Consider the following 16,749-nt stretch of genomic DNA (forward strand, 5'->3'; position numbering starts at 1 on the left):
CGGGGTACGACTTGGCGTCATGGGGAGGCGGCCATCGGGGCCGCCCCGTGGGCAGCCCCAAAAGAAACGATCAGTACCGATCGAGGGGGCTGCGCCGGCTCACCGGAAACTGGCTGGTGAGCGGAAAGATGGCGCAAGGTAGGGGGGCATAGCCGAACGCATCGTGAACCGCTCGGCTTGACATTCAGGTTCAACGGGGGTGACGGAAATCACATTCCGCCCCCCATTCAGGCACTCATCAGAGCGCGGCAGCGACTCGGCTGCCCTGGTCGATGGCGCGTTTTGCATCGAGTTCTGCGGCCACATCGGCGCCGCCGATCAGCTGCGCGTTGATGCCGGCCGCCTGCAATTCGGTCTGCAGCATGCGGTTCGGTTCCTGCCCGGCGCAGATCACCACATGGTCGACCGGCAGCAGCTGTTCGCTGCCGTCCACGCGGATGCGCAGGCCTTCGTCATCCACGCCGAGGTACTCGACGCCGCCGAGCATGCGCACGCCCTTGGCCTTCAGCGTGGCGCGATGGATCCAGCCAGTGGTCTTGCCCAGGCGCGCGCCAGGCTTGCCCGGGCTGCGCTGCAGCAGCCACAGTCGGCGCGGCGAGGCCTCAACCTCGGGCCTGGCCAGCGAGCCGCGGGCCTCGAAGGTGCTGTCCACGCCCCATTCGGCCATCCAGCGCTGCGGGTCGAGGGAGGGGGACTCACCGGCGTGGCTGAGGAACTCGCCGACATCGAAGCCGATGCCACCGGCGCCGATGATCGCCGCATTGCTACCCACTTCGACCCGGCCCAGCAGCACGTCCAGGTAGCTGACCACCTTGGCGTGGTCGGCACCGGGGAAGTCGACCTTGCGCGGCGTGATGCCGGTGGCCAGCACCACCTCGTCGAAGCCGGCCAGGGTGGCGGCGTCGGCGCGGGTGCCGAGGCGCAGCTGCACGCCGGTTTCGGCCAGCGTGTGGCGGAAGTAGCGCAGGGTCTCGTGGAACTCTTCCTTGCCCGGGATGCGCTTGGCCACGTTGAACTGGCCGCCGATCTCCTCGTTGGCATCGAACAGGGTGACCTGGTGGCCACGCTGGGCAGCGACGGTGGCACAGGCCAGGCCGGCGGGGCCGGCACCGACCACGGCAACCTTCTTTGGCGTGGCGGTGGGGCGATAGACCAGCTCGGTCTCGTGCGCGGCGCGCGGGTTGACCAGGCAGCTTGCCAGCTTGTTCTCGAACACGTGGTCCAGGCAGGCCTGGTTGCAGGCGATGCAGGTGTTGATTGCCTCGGCGCGGCCGGCACGGGCCTTGTTCGGCCACTGCGGGTCGGCCAGCAGTGGGCGCGCCAGCGACACCATGTCGGCGCCGCCATCGGCAAGGATGCGTTCGGCCACCTCGGGCATGTTGATGCGGTTGGTCGCCACCAGCGGCACCTTCACATGCGGCTTGAGCTTGGCGGTGACCCCGGCGAATGCAGCACGCGGCACCGAGGTAGCGATTGTCGGGATGCGCGCTTCATGCCAGCCGATACCGGAATTGATGATCGTCGCACCGGCCGCCTCGATTGCCTGCGCCTGCTGCACGATCTCTTCCCAGTTGCTGCCGTCGTCGACCAGATCCACCAGCGACAGGCGATAGATGATGATGAAGTCCGGGCCGCAGGCCTCGCGGATGCGGCGTACGATCTCGACCGCGAAGCGCATGCGTTGGCGCGCATCGCCGCCCCAGGCATCGGTGCGCTTGTTGGTGCGCGGGGCGATGAATTCGTTGATGAGGTAGCCCTCCGAACCCATCACTTCGACGCCGTCGTAGCCGGCCTCGCGGGCCAGCCTCGCGCTGCGTGCGTAGTCGGCGATATGGCGCTCGACGCCGCCGGCCGACAACGCGCGCGGGGTGAAAGGATTGATCGGTGCCTTCAGCTTCGACGGTGCCACCGACAACGGGTGGTAGGCGTAACGGCCGGCGTGCAGCAGCTGCAGGCAGATCTTCGCGCCGTGCTGGTGCGCGGCGGCGGTGAGCTGGCGGTGCGGCCGCACTTCCCAGGGCCAGGACAGCTTGCCGCCGAACGGCTTCAGCCAGCCGACCACGTTCGGCGCGAAGCCGCCGGTGACGATCAGGCCGACGCCGCCCTCGGCGCGCTCGGCGAAGTAGGCCGCCAGCCGCGGGAAGTCGCGGGCGCGATCTTCCAGGCCGGTGTGCATCGAGCCCATCAATACGCGGTTGCGCAGCTGGGTGAAGCCCAGGTCCAGCGGGGCGAACAGGTGGGGATAGGCGCTTTCGTTGGCTGGCGACATGGTCGATACGCTTGCGTACGGAAGCGCGCAGCGTGCCGCGAAACGGCGGCCGGGGCAAGGGTTGCTTGGCGGGCGGTGCCGGCCGTTGGCCGGGTACATGACTACCCGTGGCCGCGCTGCGCGCTCGCCGGGCGCGGCCCGGCGCTACCTACCGGTGGGCGGCCAATCCCGAACCAGCCCAGCGTGACCCCGCACAACGGGCCGATCAGCAGGGCGAAGGCGAGGGTGCCGAGGCCGACATTGCCGCCCAGCCACCAGCCCAGCAGCAATACGCTGCCTTCGATCAGGCTGCGCACCTTCCAGATCGGCCAGCCGGTGCGGGCATGCAGGCCGGTCATCAGGCCATCGCGTGGGCCCGGGCCGAGGCGGGCGCCGATGTACAGGCCGGTGGCCAGCGCGACCAGCAGCATGCCGGCGCAGAACATCGCCAGCTGCCAGCCAAGGCCGACCGCCGGGGGGAGCAGCCACAGACCGAACTGTGCGGAGGGACCGATCAGCATCACGTTGAGCACGGTGCCGACGCCCGGCTTCTGGCGCAGTGGCCACCACAGCAACAGCACCAGCGCACCGATGACATTGGTCGCCAGGCCGAAGGACAGCGGCGTCTGTGCGGCGATGCCCTGTGACAACACGTCCCAGGGCGCCACGCCGATGGCGGCACGGATCATCAGCGAGGCACCGAAGCCATACAGGAACAGGCCGGTGATCAGTTGCAGCAGGCGCAGGGGCAGGGCGGTAGGCATGGCGGGCACGGGGGGGAGGAAATCTGTTCCCACCGTATCCCCGTTCCTGCTGCTTCCATAGATACAGATGCCGGTGAATCCGCCGGTACAGGCAGCACCGATCCTGCACGTGGGGCGCTACAGGGCGCGTCAGTCGTCCCAGCCCACCAGCGCCAGCTTGCCTACCGTGCGCCCACTGGCCAGACGTTCATGCGCGATGTCCAGGTTGGCCGCATTGATCGTGCCCAGCGTCTCACTGAGAGTGCCACGCAGCTGGCCAGCATCGATCATGCTGGCCGCGCGGCTGAGGATGCGGTGCTGCTCGATGCGGTCGGCAGTGGCGAAGCGAGAGCGCGCGAACATGAATTCCCAGTGGATGCCGATGCATTTGGCCTTGTACGGATCGCCGATGCGCAGCGGGCCACGCGGCTCCACGATCAGGCCGACATGGCCCTGCGGTGCCAGCAGCTGGCCCAGTTCGTCCCAGTAGTGATCGGTGTCGGCCAGATTGAGCGCCACCTGCACCGCATCGATGCCCAGCGCCTGCAACTGGGGTTGCAGCGGCTGCCGATGGTCGATCACATGCGTGGCCCCCATCTGCCGGCACCAGTCGATCGAAGCCTCGCGCGAGGCGGTGGCGATCACCTCGAAGCCGGCATGGCGGGCCAGCTGGATCGCCATCGAGCCCACGCCGCCCGCGCCGCCGATCACCAGCAGGTGCTGGCCGCCATGGCGGTGATCATCCAGGTGCAGCGGCATGCGCTGGAACAGCAGCTCCCAGGCCGTCAGCGTGGTCAGGGGCAGCGCGGCGGCTTCCGCGAAATCGAGCGTGGTCGGTTTGCGGGCGACCAGGCGCTCGTCCACCCACTGGTACTGGGCGTTGCAGCCCGGCCGGGTAACGTCGCCGGCGAAGTAGACCTCGTCACCGGAGGCGAACAGGCTGGCCTCGTCACCGATGGCTTCGACCACGCCGGCGGCGTCCCAGCCGAGCACCCGGGGAACCTCAAGGGTGGCCGGATCAGTAGCGGCCCGCTGCTTGCCATCGACGGGGTTGACCGATACCGCTTCGATCCGCACCAGCAGATCGCGGCCGCGAGGAGGCAGAGGCGGCGGCAGCAGGACATCACGCAGGGCAGGTGCGTATTCACGACTCAGGGCGACGGCTTTCATCACGGCTCCGGCTGGGTTCGTGATCCCATCATAAGGTTCCTCACGTTTCCGCAAACCTGCTGAACCGTGTGATGCAGTGTGTTGCGCAATATGTCGTTTTTGCCGCTTAAACCCCGTCAAACCCTTGCAGCGTGTGGGTCTTGCGGATTTTCATCATCCTGTATAGGGTTTCAACGTCGGACCGGTGGACGGTCGGGCGCAACACTTCACATGTTACGGGACTGTTAACATGGCCTTCACCCGCCTGAGCATAATGTTCGCGGCGGTGGCGTGCTGAATCGGCTGTCGTACATCGACGCACTAGTGCTGGCCCATGCCTCTACCGGTTTCATACCCCCGAAATAGGAGCTGTACTCAATGAACAAGAAGATCCTTACTGCCGCGCTGCTGGGCGGCCTGGCTTTCGCCCAGGCAGCTTCGGCGCAGGAGTTCGATGACCGCTGGTACCTGACCGGTTCGGCCGGCTTCAACTTCCAGGACAGCGACCGTCTGACCAATGACGCTCCGTTCGTGACCCTGGGCCTGGGTAAGTTCATCAGCCCGAACTGGTCGCTGGACGGTGAGCTGAACTACCAGAACCCGAACTTCGACAGCAACCAGGACCTGAACTGGTCGCAGTACGGCGTCTCGCTGGACCTGCGTCGCCACTTCATCAAGGAAGGCCGCGGCTGGAACCCGTACATCGTCGGTGGCCTGGGCTACCAGAAGTCGGAAGAAGAGTACGCTGCCCTGGACAACAACGGTCCGCGCCAGCGCAAGGACGGCAACGTCGCCGCCAAGCTGGGCGTCGGCCTGCAGACCACCTTCGAGAAGCGTGTTGCTGTCCGCGCCGAAGTGGCCTACCGCGCTGACTTCGACGACCAGAGCATCGCCGCACGTGACGAGAGCTGGTTCGGCGACGTGCTGGCTTCGGTCGGCGTCGTGATCCCGCTGGGCCCGGCTCCGGTCGCGGCTGCTCCGGCTCCGGCTCCGGTTGCCCCGAGCTGCGCCGACCTGGACGACGACGGTGACGGCGTCAACAACTGCGACGACAAGTGCCCGAACTCGCAGCCGGGTCAGACCATCGGTCCGGACGGTTGCCCGGTTCCGGTCTCCATCGACCTGAAGGGCGTCAACTTCGACTTCGACAAGTCGAACCTGCGTCCGGACGCCGTGGCGATCCTGAGCGAAGCCACCGAGATCCTGAAGCGTTACCCGGATCTGCGCGTTGAAGTTGCCGGTCACACCGACTCGAAGGGTACCGACGCTTACAACCAGAAGCTGTCGGAGCGTCGCGCCACCGCCGTGTACAACTACCTGACCAAGAACGGCGTTGACGCCGGTCGCCTGGTCGGCCCGATCGGCTACGGCGAGAGCCGTCCGATTGCTCCGAACACCAACCCGGATGGTTCGGACAACCCGGAAGGTCGCGCCAAGAACCGTCGTACCGAGCTGAACGTCCAGAACTAAGTTCTGACGCTCTGCCAGTAGGACACAGCAGGACCCGGCTTCGGCCGGGTCTTGTTGTTTCTGCGACCCGGAACCTGGCGTTTCATGCACGAGAGCAACCGTTCGTCGGGATTTTTCTCGTAAAACCAAAGAGTTGTCGTATTCATTGAAAGTGGCGCTTGAAAGCTGACGCGGCATTGCTAAACTCGCCGCGTCACTTCCTTCCGTGGATGTCCCTCATGCTGCGCTCTGCATCGGCCGCCGTCCTGGCGCTGGCCCTGGTTCCCGCCGCCCACGCTGCGGTCGATTGCTCGGTCAACACCAGCGCGTCGCCGCTGCCGTTGCCCGCCACGACCATCGCACCGGTGGCCGACGAGCTGTACATCCGTGGCAACCAGCTGGGCATGCCAGCCGGCGTGCTGAGCAGCAATTACGATCCGTCGCAGTCGCTGGACCAGGTGCTGCAGCGCCTGCGCATTGATGGCTGCCAGAACATCGCCAAGGCCATCCCGAGCGCGCCGGCAGTGAAGCCGAACGATCCGGCCGCCTACAAGCCGCAGACCGAGTTCGACAACACGCCGTGGCGCTTCGACATGAGCCAGAACGGCAAGCGCATGACGGCTGAAGAATTCGACGCGTGGATGAAGGCGCGCGGTGTGCGCGTGGTCAAGGCGCGTCCGGCTCCGGCCGCTGCTCCGGCTGCGGCCGAATCACCGGCTGAGACCAAGCCGGTCGACAAGAAGTAAGCGTCGCGGGGAGCAGAGGCTTGCGCACGCGCCGCCCACCTGCCGCCCCCGCCGCCCGCTCCCACGCACCGCGTGGGCGTGCGGTTCCGAATGTCTCCAGTGGCGTGCGCCATGGCTTGGCGCGCGTGCTTTCCAAGGCCGGCGTGTGCTCGCGCAGCGAGGCCGCGCGCTGGATCGCCGAGGGCCGCGTGCGCGTGTCCGGCCGCATCGTCCGTGATCCTGAATTCCCGATTGGACAGCCTGCGCCACCGATCGAAGTCGATGGCCAGCCGATGGATGCGCCGCAGCGTCTGTACCTGATGCTCAACAAGCCGCGCGGCGTGGTGACCACGGCGCAGGACGAGCGTGGCCGCGACACCGTGTATCGCTGCTTTGATGGTGCCGGCCTGCCGTGGATCGCGCCGGTTGGACGCCTGGACAAGGCCAGCGAAGGGCTGTTGTTGTTCAGCAACGATCCGCAGTGGGCGGCACGCCTGACCGATCCAGAGACCGGCCCGCAGAAGACCTATCACGTGCAGGTGGATCGTCTTCCCGATGAGGACACCCTGGCCGCGCTGCGCGCCGGTATCGAAGACGAGGGCGAGTTCCTCGTCGCCCAGGCCGTGCGCGTGCTGCGCAGTGGCGACAAGACCGCATGGCTGGAGGTGGTCCTCGACGAGGGCCGCAACCGCCATATCCGCCGCCTGTTGGCGGCCTTCGACCTGCAGGTGCTGCGCCTGGTCCGGGTCGCGATCGGTGGGCTGCTGCTCGGCGATCTCGGCAAGGGGCAATGGCGGGTGCTGGAGGTCAGCGACCAGCAGCGGCTGGGGGCCGCTGCACCGGGCTGATCATCGCCCGCGGCCGGCAGTTGCCGGCCACCGTTCCAGGCGTAGGGGGCGCCTGGTTGTTGAATTTCCCGAACGGAGCCTGCCATGTACCACCCGACCCTCAACCAAACCCTGCGCTGTGCAGGCCTGCTGCTGCCGATGGTGCTGCTGACCGCCTGTGGCGGCCACAAGAAGGTGGCCAAGGCGGAAACGCCTGCCGAGACCCCGGTGGTGGAAGTGAAGACCCCGGAGCTGGATGGTCGCGGCAGCTACCGCTTCCTGATGAGCAACGGCGACAAGAAGATGACCGCCGATGAGTTCGATGCCTGGATGAAGGCAAACGGCATCCGCGTTGCCAAGGGCAACGGCCAGGACGCTGCCGCCAAGCCGGTGGTGGTGGCCAGCAAGGAAGAGCCGAAGGGCAAGAAGAAAAAGAAATGACGCCTGTGGGTGTCGACCTTGGTCGACACGCCTTGACCGTTGGGGTCAGAGCCCTTTCCGGAGGAAAGGGATCCGACCCCGGCCATGATCAACCCTTGATCACGCCCAGCTCGACGCCGATGCGGGTGAAGGCATCGATCGCGCGGTCCAGGTGCTCGCGGCTGTGCGCGGCGCTGATCTGGGTACGGATGCGGGCCTGGCCCTTGGGCACCACCGGGAAGAAGAAGCCGATCGCGTAGATGCCTTCTTCCAGCAGGCGCTCGGCGAACTTCTGCGCCAGCGGTGCGTCATACAGCATTACCGGGCTGATCGGATGCACGCCCGGCTTCACGTCGAAACCGGCGGCGGTCATCTTCTCGCGGAAGTAGGCGGTGTTCTCGGCCAGGGTGCTGCGCAGGTCGTCGGCGGCAGCCAGCATTTCGAACGCCTTGATGCCGGCGGCCACCACATGCGGCGGCAGCGAGTTGGAGAACAGGTACGGGCGCGAGCGCTGGCGCAGCAGTTCGATCACCTCGGCGCTGGCGCAGGTGAAGCCGCCCAGGGCGCCGCCCATGGCCTTGCCCAAGGTGCCGGTGATGATGTCGATCTTCTCCAGCACGCCCTTGACCTCGGCCGAACCACGGCCGGTGGCGCCAAGGAAGCCGGTGGCGTGACATTCGTCGATGTGCACCAGTGCGTTGTACTTCTTCGCCAGCGCAGTGATTTCGTCCAGCGGCGCGATGAAGCCGTCCATCGAGAACACGCCGTCGGTGGTGATCAGCTTGGTCTTGCAGCCGGCGGCATCAGCGGCCTGCAGCTGCGCTTCCAGGTCGGCCATGTCGCAGTTGGCGTAGCGGAAGCGCTTGGCCTTGCACAGGCGCACGCCGTCGATGATCGATGCGTGGTTCAGCGCATCGGAAATGATCGCGTCGTTCTCGCCGAGCAGCGGCTCGAACAGGCCGCCGTTGGCGTCGAAGCAGGCCGCGTACAGGATGGTGTCCTGCTTGCCGAAGAAGTCGGCGATCTGCTTCTCCAGCTGCTTGTGCAGGTCCTGGGTGCCGCAGATGAAGCGCACCGACGCCATGCCGAAGCCGTGGGTATCCAGTGCGTCCTTGGCGGCCTGGATCAGGTCCGGATGGTCGGCCAGGCCCAGGTAGTTGTTGGCACAGAAGTTCAGCACCTTGCGGCCGTCGTCGAGGGTGATCTCGGCCGACTGCGGGCTGGTGATGATCCGCTCGGACTTGAACAGGCCCTGGGCGCGGATGGCGTCCAGTTCCTCGGCGTAGTGGCGGGTCAGGGCGGAGGAGGCGTCGGTCATGGCGTGGGCACGGCTCTGAACGGGAAACCGCTGATTCTACCGGGCATCGCCGGTCGCCGACCGGCCCGGATGGGCCATCGCCATGGTCGGCGCATGTTGCATCGCAATAGCAAACTGGTTAAGAATTCGTGAACCGGAGCTGTCGCGCTCCGGCTGCTTCCGCCTTCCACGCCACGCCACCGCCCCCACCGGAGACGCTCATGAAGCACGCCCGTGCCTGCCTCGCCATTGCCGCTGCCCTGACCCTGGCCGCCCCGTTCGCCGCCAGCGCGCAGGAGAACGAATCGCCGTACAGCTGGAATGTCACCGCCGTTTCCGACTACCTGTTCCGTGGCGTGTCGCAGAGCGACGAGAAGCCGACCCTGCAGGCGGGCTTCACCTACACCTCGCCGGTGGGCCTGTATGCCGGTGTCTGGGGTTCGGGCGTGGACTTTGGTCCGGGTGACCCGAACACCGAGATCGACTACCAGATCGGCTACGGCGTGGACGTCACTTCGCGCGTCAACGTCGACGTGCTGCTGAACCGCTACACCTACATCGGTGCCAGCAGCCAGAACTACAACGAGCTGGTCACCACCACCACGCTGGATGAGACCTACAAGCTGACCGTGGCCTACACCAACGACCAGTGGAACAGCGGCACCGATGGCTGGTACTACGGTGTCGGCGGCGAGTGGGGCCTGCCGCAGGACTTCACGCTGAACGCGAACGTTGGGCGCAGCAGCTTCGAGAAGGGCCTGGCCAAGGACTACACCGACTGGAACGTCGGCGTCAGCCGCCAGTTCGGCCTGTTCAACGTCGGCCTGGGCTACTACGGTACCGACAGCAACGGCCGCGAGAACTCGGGCAAGCTGGCGCACAGCCGCGTGCTGCTGACCGTGGCCATCGGCAAGTAACGCCGCAGGCGTTACGGTAGGTGCCAGGCTTGCCTGGCAGGCTTTACGAAAAAGGCGCCCATCGGGCGCCTTTTTCAGTTTCAAGGTGTGCCGAGCAAGCTCGGCACCCACCCATCGCGCGCGGCGAAGGGTCAATTCCAGCTCAATACCACCTTGCCGGCCTTGCCTTCTTCCATCAGGTCGAAGCCCTTCTGGAACTCGTCGATCGGCAGCTGGTGGGTCATCACCTTGCCGAGCGGGAAGCCGGACAGCACCAGCTGGGTCATCTTGTACCAGGTCTCGTACATCTTGCGGCCGTAGATGCCCTGCACGGTCAGGCCCTTGAAGATGATCTTGTCCCAGTCGCAGCCAGCGCCCTTGGGCATGATGCCGAGCATGGCAATCTTGCCGCCGTGGTACATGCAGTCGAGCATGTCGTTGAACGCGCGCGGATTGCCGCTCATTTCCAGGCCCACGTCGAAGCCCTCCATGTGCAGTTCCTTCATCACGTCCTTCAGCGACTGGTTGGCGACGTTGACCACGCGCGTCGCGCCCATGTCGGCCGCCAGCTTCAGGCGGAAGTCGTTGACGTCGGTCACCACCACGTTGCGCGCACCGATGTGCTTGCAGATGCCGGCGGCGATGATGCCGATCGGGCCCGCGCCGGTGATCAGCACGTCTTCGCCGATCACGTCGAATTCCAGTGCGCAGTGCGCAGCGTTGCCGTACGGGTCGAAGAACGCGGCCAGTTCCGACGGGATCTGGTCCGGGATCGGCCACAGGTTGCTGGCCGGCATCACCATGTATTCGGCGAAGGCGCCGTTGACGTTGACGCCGATGCCGACAGTGTTCGGGCACAGGTGGGGGCGGCCGCCACGGCAGTTGCGGCAGTGGCCGCAGACGATGTGGCCTTCGGCCGAGACGCGCTGGCCGATCTCATAGCCGGTCACCGCCGAGCCGAGTGCGGCGATGCGGCCGACGAACTCATGGCCGATGGTCAGGCCCGGCTTGATGGTGCGCTGGCTCCACTCGTCCCACAGGTAGATGTGCAGGTCGGTGCCGCAGATCGCGGTCTTTTCCAGCTTGATCAGGACCTCGTTCGGGCCCGGGGTCGGAACCGGAACTTCTTCCAGCCAGATGCCCTTGGCCGCTTCGCGCTTGACCAGGGCCTTCATCGTTTGCTGCGCCATCGGGGTGGAACTCGTCAGGGGGAAAGCGCGGATTATAGGGTGCCGCGCGGATTTCCCATGTTGCGCTGCGGGTGCAGTGGCGGAACGAAAGGCGTGCGCCGGCGGGCATTTCGAACGTGGCCGCTGTGCTCGCCGGGCATGGCCCGGCGCTACCGGGGTGGGCGTGCGCAAGCGGTAGCGCCGGGCCATGCCCGGCGGAGGGCGTCGGTGCGCCCGGCCCATGACTTCCGGGGTTCGGGCCGGGGCAGGGCGGCGGGCTACAATCGAGGGTTCCACTACCAGGGGCCGCTCCATGCGCTCGAACCTGCTTGCATTCTCCATCGTCGCCAGCCTCGGGCTGGCCCAGATCGCCCATGCCGCAGAAGGCATGTGGGTGCCGCAGCAGCTGCCGGAAATCGCCGGTCCGCTGCAGAAGGCTGGCCTGAAGCTGTCCCCGGAGCAGCTGTCCAATCTCACCGGCGACCCGATGGGTGCGGTCGTCGCCCTCGGCGGCTGCACCGCCAGCTTCGTGTCGCCGCAGGGCCTGGTGGTCACCAACCACCACTGCGCCTACGGCGCCATCCAGCTGAATTCGACCGCCGAGAAGAACCTGATCAAGGACGGCTTCAACGCGCCGAAGCACAGCGATGAACTGAGCGCCGGCCCGAACGCCCGCGTCTACGTGCTCGACCAGATCACCGACGTCACCGCCCAGGCCAAGGCCGCCATTGCCGCCGCCGGCAACGATCCGCTGGCCCGCAGCCGTGCGCTGGACGCCTTCGACAAGGCCCAGGTCGCCGCGTGTGAAGCCGAGGAAGGCTTCCGCTGCCGCCTGTACACCTTCTCCGGCGGCAACACCTACCGCCTGTTCCGCAACATGGAAATCAAGGACGTGCGCCTGGTCTATGCGCCCCCGGGCAGCGTCGGCAAGTACGGCGGCGACGTCGACAACTGGATGTGGCCGCGCCACACCGGCGACTTCTCGTTCTACCGCGCCTATGTCGGCAAGGACGGCAAGCCGGCCGCGTTCTCGGCCGACAACGTGCCGTACCAGCCCAAGCACTTCCTGAAGTTCACCGACCAGCCGCTGGGCGCCGGTGACTTCGTGATGGTGGCCGGCTATCCGGGCCGCACCAACCGTTACGCGCTGGCCGGTGAGTTCAACGAAACCGCCAGCTGGACCTACCCGACCATCGCCAAGCACTACAACGCAGTGCTGAAGATGATCGATGAGGCGGGCAAGGCCGATGCCGACGTCAAGGTGAAGTACGCCGCCACCGCGGCCAGCATGAACAACGTGGCCAAGAACTACGCCGGCCAGCTGGAAGGCTTCAAGCGCATCGACGCTGCTGGCCAGAAGCAGGCTGAAGAAGCCGCCGTGCTGGCCTGGCTGAAGAAGCAGGGCGCTGCCGGCAAGCCGGCCCTGGCGGCGCACGCGCAGCTGGTCAAGCACCTGGATACCAGCAAGGCAACCCGTGAGCGCGACCTGTTCGTCGGCCAGTTCAACAACACCTCGGCGGTGAACGCCGCCATCGGCCTGTACCGCCTGTCGATCGAGCGTGCCAAGCCGGACGCCGAGCGTGAGGTCGGCTACCAGCAGCGCGACCTGCCGACCCTGGAAGGCGGCCTGAAGCAGATGGATCGCCGCTATGTGGCGAAGATGGACCAGCAGCTGCAGACCTACTGGCTGGAGCAGTACGTCGCGCTGCCGGCCGCGCAGCGCAACAACGAGGTGCTGAACAAATGGCTGGGCGGTAGTGATGCCAACGCCGTCAAGGCGCTGGTGAGCAAGCTGTCGGGCACCGAGCTGGGCAGCCTGGATGCACGCCTGAAGTGGTTCAAGGCCGACCGCGCCGCGTTCGAAGCCAGCACCGACCCGGCCATCCAGTACGCGGTGGCGATCATGCCGTCGCTGCTGAAGCAGGAAGAGCAGAAGAAGATCCGCGAAGGCGAGTCGCTGACCGCACGTCCGCTGTACCTGCAGGCACTGGCTGACTACAAGAAGAGCCAGGGCGAGTTCGTGTACCCGGATGCGAACCTGTCGCTGCGCATCACCTTCGGCAACGTGATGGGCTATGAGCCCAAGGACGGCGTGGCCTACACCCCGTTCACCACGCTGGAAGGCATCGTCGCCAAGGACACCGGCGCCGATCCGTTCGATGCGCCCAAGGCCCTGCTGGACGCGGTCAAGGCCAAGCGTTACGGCGGCCTGGAAGACAAGCGCGTCGGCTCGGTGCCGGTGAACTTCCTGTCCAACCTGGACATCACCGGCGGCAACTCGGGTTCGCCGGTGCTCGATGCCAACGGCAAGCTGGTCGGCCTGGCCTTCGACGGCAACTGGGAATCGGTCAGCTCCAACTGGGTGTTCGACCCGGTGATGACCCGCATGATCGCCGTCGACAGCCGCTACATGCAGTGGATCATGCAGGAAGTGGCGCCGGCACCGCAGCTGCTGAAGGAACTGAACCTGGCCAAATAAGGTTCGCGGTTCCGGGCGGTCCATCCACGCATGGCGTGGATCTACTGCCTGTACCGATGGTAGTGCCGGCCGCTGGCCGGCAACCTCGACCCGATGGCCGGAAACTCCGGAACCCCGCGACGCAGGTCGCGGGGTTTTTTCATGCCCGTCCCGGCCTGGTGCGCCGAACAGGTATCATCGCTGTTCCGCGTACTTCACAGGATGTGAACGAAACGCGGAAACCTCCTCCCCCCAGGACCCCTTGCACGCATGCGCATCCTGCTTGCCCGCCACGGCGAAACGCCGTGGAACGCCGAAGGCCGCTACCAGGGCCAGATCGACATCCCGCTTTCGCCGATCGGTGAAGCCCAGGCCCAGGCCCTTGGCGCCCGCCTGGCCTCGGTCGACATCACCCGTGCCGTCGCCTCGCCGCTGTCGCGCGCGCAGCGCACCGCGCAGCTGGCGCTCGGCGCCGCCCGTGCCGACATGCTGCTGACCGAGCCGGAGCTGCAGGAAATCGCGCACGGTGAGTGGGAGGGCCTGCTCGCCAGCGAGATCCACGAGAAAGATCCGTCGCGCCTGCAGGCCTGGCGCGAGGAGCCGGATACCGTGCTGATGCCCGGCGGCGAATCGCTGCGCCTGGTGCTGGAGCGCAGCTGGCGTGGCCTGGCCCGTGCCACTGAAGGCCTTGGCGAGCACGACACCCTGCTGGTGGTGGCCCATGACGCGGTGAACCGCGTGATCCTGTGCAGGGTGCTGGGCCTGCCGATCTCCCGCCTGTGGACCTTCCGCCAGGCACCGACCACGCTCAACCTGCTCGAAGGCGCCGACCTGGACAGCCTGGAAGTGGTGCGCCTGAACGACTGCGCCCACCACACGCCGTTCTTCGGCGAAGCCAAGCACCGCGCTCTCTGATCCATCCCTTCGCATCAACTGCTTCTGCTGGAACTGCTGCCGTGACGAACACCCCGACCACCCTGGCCGACTGGCTGGACTACATTGAACGCCAGCACCCGGCGAGCATCGACATGGGCCTGGAACGCGTGCGCGCCGTGGCCATGGCGATGGGCCTGGGGACGCCGGCCCAGCGCACCATCGTGGTCGGTGGCACCAACGGCAAGGGCTCGACCGTGGCCTTCATCGAGGCCATCGCGCGTGCTGCCGGCTGGAAGGTCGGCGCGTACACGTCGCCGCATCTGCTGCGCTACAACGAGCGCGTGCGCATCGACGGCCAGGACGTGGACGATGCCGCGCTGGTCGCTGCGTTCACTGCGGTCGAGGCCGCGCGTGGCGGGATCACGCTGACCTATTTCGAGTACGGCACGCTGGCCGCGCTGCAGCTGTTCGCCGACGCCGGGCTGGACCTGGCGGTACTGGAAGTGGGCCTGGGCGGTCGACTGGATGCGGTCAACATCATCGATGCCGACGTGGCGGTGATCACTACCGTGGACATCGACCATGCCGAATGGCTGGGCGAGGACCGCGAAGCGATCGGCACCGAGAAGGCCGGCATCATCCGTGGCTGGAAGCCGGTGATCCTGGGCGAGACCGATCCGCCGTCCAGCGTGCTGGCGCGTGCCTACCTGGTTGGTGCCAATGCGATCCGTGGCGGCAGCGACTATTTCTACGAGCCGATCGATGCCCAGCGCTGGCGCTGGCGCGACGTCGGCCTGCGCATGGAGCTGCCGACCCCGGCGCTGGCCGGCCCGATCCAGCTGGCCAATGCCGGTGCTGCCATCGCCGCCCTGCGCGCGCTGGACAAGCCGGTGCCGCGTGCGGCGTGGGCTGCCGGTATCGCGGCGGCGCGCATCCCTGGCCGCCTGCAGGCGTTCGAGCGTGACGGTGTGCAGATCCGCGTCGACGTCGGGCACAACCCGCAGGCGGCGGGCCAGCTGGCGCGCGCGCTGAAGTCCGAAGCGTCGTCCGGGCGCACCCTGGCGGTGTACGCGGCACTGCAGGACAAGGACGCAGTGGGCGTGGTGCAGGCGCTGCAGGACGTGGTCGGCGAGTGGACCCTGGCTGGCCTGGACGGCCCGCGCGGGCAGAGCGCTGCCCAGTTGCAGGCACGCCTGGACGGCACGGCGGCGGCCAAGGCCCAGCAGGCTGATACCGTCGAACAGGCGCTGGCACAGGTACTGGCCCAGGCCGGGCGCGGTGACCGCGTACTGGTGTTCGGCTCCTTCCATACCGCTGCTGCCGCGCTGCAATGGTTGCAGGGCGCCGCCTGATCCGCGTTCAGCCAATGCCGACGCCGTCCGGTCCGGCACCCGTATAATCGACCGCAACCTCCGGACAGTTGCCGCCTCACGTGGATACGCCTCTGAAACAGCGTCTGATTGGTGCCATCGTGCTGGTGGCGCTGGCCGTGATTTTCCTGCCGATGCTGGTCAAGGGACCTGCGCCGGACAGCGGTGTGGCCTCGGTGCCGATCGCCGCGCCGGATGCCCCGGCCGATGGCCAGTTCGAAACCCGTGAGCTGCCGCTGGTTGCTCCGGCCGGTGGCGCCACCGGCCTGCAGACCGGGCAGGCCAAGCCGCTGCAGGAGGCCGCCGCCCCGGCCACGCCGCCGACCGTGGACACGTCCCCGGCGGTTGCCGCCGGCAATTACGCCGTCACTTTTGGTGCGTACGGCAGCAAGGCCGACGCCGACGCGGTCATCGCCTACCTGCAGCGCTCGCAGCTGCCGGGCTTTGCCGAAACGACCACCATCAACGGGCGCCAGGCGTGGCGTGTGCGCGTCGGGCCGTATGCCGACCGTGCGCAGGCCGAGGCTGCCCGCCTGCAGGCGGTGAAGATCCGCGCCGATGTAAAGGCCGAAGTCATCGCCCTGGACGCGGCGGCAGGCAGCAGTGCGGCGGTCGCTGCCACGCCGGCGCCGACCGCCAGCGCCCCGGCCGCGGCCACCACGCCGTCGGCCACCAGCAACCCGGTGCGCAGCGAAAGCCTGCCGCCGAGCACGCCGACGGCGACGACCACCAGACCGGAGCCGCCCAAGCCGGCGCCGAAGCCCGAGGCTCCGAAGCCAGAAGCCAAGCCCGAGCCGAAGCCGGAGGCCACCGCCAGCAAGCCGGCGACGGCACCGGCCACGCCGGCCGCACCGGCGGCCAGTGGCGTCGGCTTCGCCGTGCAGCTGGGCGCGTTCGGCCAGGCCAACGATGCCAATGCGCTGCGCGACAAGGTCCGTGCCGCCGGCTTCAGTGCTTTCGTCGAGCAGGTGCGCACCGAAAAGGGCACCCTGCATCGCGTCCGCGTCGGGCCGGTGGCCAACCGGGCTGACGCCGAGCAGTTGAAGGCGCAGGTCGCCGCCAAGGTCGGCGTGGCCGGCATGGTCCGACCGCACCCATGACCCACGCGCAGGCCCGTTGCCA

General features: G+C 67.2%; 14 protein-coding genes. 9 read left to right on the forward strand and 5 right to left on the reverse strand.

Translation table 11 applies throughout. From position 1 onward, the window contains the following. Positions 1-238: 238 nt before the first annotated feature. The 3 genes from CCR98_RS04305 to CCR98_RS04315 form a co-directional block, all read right to left on the reverse strand. The gene (locus CCR98_RS04305; RefSeq protein WP_087921647.1) at positions 239-2,269 is read right to left on the reverse strand and encodes an NADPH-dependent 2,4-dienoyl-CoA reductase; all 2,031 of its coding nucleotides are present in this window, start codon (positions 2,267-2,269) and stop codon (positions 239-241) included. Between the two features lie 101 nt (positions 2,270-2,370). Then, a complete protein-coding gene (locus CCR98_RS04310; RefSeq protein ID WP_087924141.1) occupies positions 2,371-3,012 on the reverse strand; it encodes a hypothetical protein in 642 nt (213 codons plus the stop codon). 129 nt (positions 3,013-3,141) lie between these two features. Further along, entirely contained in the window at positions 3,142-4,161 is a 1,020-nt protein-coding gene (locus CCR98_RS04315; RefSeq protein ID WP_087921648.1) for a zinc-binding alcohol dehydrogenase family protein, read from the reverse strand. Between the two features lie 357 nt (positions 4,162-4,518). Between CCR98_RS04315 and CCR98_RS04320 the strand changes: the two genes are divergently transcribed. The 4 genes from CCR98_RS04320 (at position 4,519) to CCR98_RS04335 (ending at position 7,582) form a co-directional block, all read left to right on the forward strand. Beyond that, the gene (locus CCR98_RS04320) at positions 4,519-5,610 is read left to right on the forward strand and encodes an OmpA family protein (RefSeq protein WP_049416163.1); all 1,092 of its coding nucleotides are present in this window, start codon (positions 4,519-4,521) and stop codon (positions 5,608-5,610) included. Between the two features lie 218 nt (positions 5,611-5,828). After that, positions 5,829-6,335 carry a hypothetical protein gene (locus CCR98_RS04325; protein WP_087921649.1) on the forward strand — a complete coding sequence of 169 codons (507 nt, stop codon included), beginning with the start codon at positions 5,829-5,831 and terminating at the stop codon, positions 6,333-6,335. Between the two features lie 20 nt (positions 6,336-6,355). Then, positions 6,356-7,162 (forward strand): pseudouridine synthase, encoded by an 807-nt coding sequence (locus CCR98_RS04330; RefSeq protein ID WP_313415271.1) that lies wholly within the window; start codon positions 6,356-6,358, stop codon positions 7,160-7,162. A gap of 84 nt (positions 7,163-7,246) precedes the next feature. Then, a complete protein-coding gene (locus tag CCR98_RS04335; protein WP_087921651.1) occupies positions 7,247-7,582 on the forward strand; it encodes a hypothetical protein in 336 nt (111 codons plus the stop codon). Positions 7,583-7,670: 88 nt separating this feature from the next. On the opposite strand, the gene kbl is transcribed toward CCR98_RS04335, so the two are convergent. Next, a complete protein-coding gene (gene kbl / locus CCR98_RS04340) occupies positions 7,671-8,879 on the reverse strand; it encodes a glycine C-acetyltransferase (protein ID WP_087921652.1) in 1,209 nt (402 codons plus the stop codon). Positions 8,880-9,079: 200 nt separating this feature from the next. On the opposite strand from kbl, the gene CCR98_RS04345 reads away from it, so the two are divergent. Beyond that, the gene (locus CCR98_RS04345) at positions 9,080-9,775 is read left to right on the forward strand and encodes a TorF family putative porin (RefSeq protein ID WP_087921653.1); all 696 of its coding nucleotides are present in this window, start codon (positions 9,080-9,082) and stop codon (positions 9,773-9,775) included. A 131-nt stretch (positions 9,776-9,906) separates the two neighbouring features. On the opposite strand, the gene tdh is transcribed toward CCR98_RS04345, so the two are convergent. Next, positions 9,907-10,929 (reverse strand): L-threonine 3-dehydrogenase, encoded by a 1,023-nt coding sequence (gene tdh / locus CCR98_RS04350; RefSeq protein ID WP_032955954.1) that lies wholly within the window; start codon positions 10,927-10,929, stop codon positions 9,907-9,909. 307 nt (positions 10,930-11,236) lie between these two features. On the opposite strand from tdh, the gene CCR98_RS04355 reads away from it, so the two are divergent. From CCR98_RS04355 to CCR98_RS04370, 4 genes are all read left to right on the forward strand, one after another. Further along, a complete protein-coding gene (locus CCR98_RS04355) occupies positions 11,237-13,402 on the forward strand; it encodes a S46 family peptidase (protein WP_087921654.1) in 2,166 nt (721 codons plus the stop codon). Between the two features lie 249 nt (positions 13,403-13,651). After that, positions 13,652-14,296 (forward strand): histidine phosphatase family protein, encoded by a 645-nt coding sequence (locus tag CCR98_RS04360; RefSeq protein ID WP_087921655.1) that lies wholly within the window; start codon positions 13,652-13,654, stop codon positions 14,294-14,296. 41 nt (positions 14,297-14,337) lie between these two features. Further along, positions 14,338-15,609, forward strand: coding sequence for a bifunctional tetrahydrofolate synthase/dihydrofolate synthase (gene folC / locus CCR98_RS04365; protein WP_087921656.1), 1,272 nt, complete (start codon positions 14,338-14,340; stop codon positions 15,607-15,609). Positions 15,610-15,689: 80 nt separating this feature from the next. Beyond that, a complete protein-coding gene (locus CCR98_RS04370) occupies positions 15,690-16,727 on the forward strand; it encodes an SPOR domain-containing protein (protein WP_087921657.1) in 1,038 nt (345 codons plus the stop codon). Positions 16,728-16,749 lie beyond the last annotated feature (22 nt).

It is taken from the genome of Stenotrophomonas sp. WZN-1 (assembly GCF_002192255.1).
GTDB lineage: Bacteria > Pseudomonadota > Gammaproteobacteria > Xanthomonadales > Xanthomonadaceae > Stenotrophomonas.

Bases quoted from the DNA above. Each gene is read 5' to 3' on its own strand.
- CCR98_RS04305 (WP_087921647.1), bottom strand. From the start codon at position 2,269: ATGTCGCCAGCCAACGAAAGCGCCTATCCCCACCTGTTCGCCCCGCTG.
- CCR98_RS04310 (WP_087924141.1), bottom strand. From the start codon at position 3,012: ATGCCTACCGCCCTGCCCCTGCGCCTGCTGCAACTGATCACCGGCCTG.
- CCR98_RS04315 (WP_087921648.1), bottom strand. From the start codon at position 4,161: ATGAAAGCCGTCGCCCTGAGTCGTGAATACGCACCTGCCCTGCGTGAT.
- CCR98_RS04320 (WP_049416163.1), top strand. From the start codon at position 4,519: ATGAACAAGAAGATCCTTACTGCCGCGCTGCTGGGCGGCCTGGCTTTC.
- CCR98_RS04325 (WP_087921649.1), top strand. From the start codon at position 5,829: ATGCTGCGCTCTGCATCGGCCGCCGTCCTGGCGCTGGCCCTGGTTCCC.
- CCR98_RS04335 (WP_087921651.1), top strand. From the start codon at position 7,247: ATGTACCACCCGACCCTCAACCAAACCCTGCGCTGTGCAGGCCTGCTG.
- kbl (WP_087921652.1), bottom strand. From the start codon at position 8,879: ATGACCGACGCCTCCTCCGCCCTGACCCGCCACTACGCCGAGGAACTG.
- CCR98_RS04345 (WP_087921653.1), top strand. From the start codon at position 9,080: ATGAAGCACGCCCGTGCCTGCCTCGCCATTGCCGCTGCCCTGACCCTG.
- tdh (WP_032955954.1), bottom strand. From the start codon at position 10,929: ATGAAGGCCCTGGTCAAGCGCGAAGCGGCCAAGGGCATCTGGCTGGAA.
- CCR98_RS04355 (WP_087921654.1), top strand. From the start codon at position 11,237: ATGCGCTCGAACCTGCTTGCATTCTCCATCGTCGCCAGCCTCGGGCTG.
- CCR98_RS04360 (WP_087921655.1), top strand. From the start codon at position 13,652: ATGCGCATCCTGCTTGCCCGCCACGGCGAAACGCCGTGGAACGCCGAA.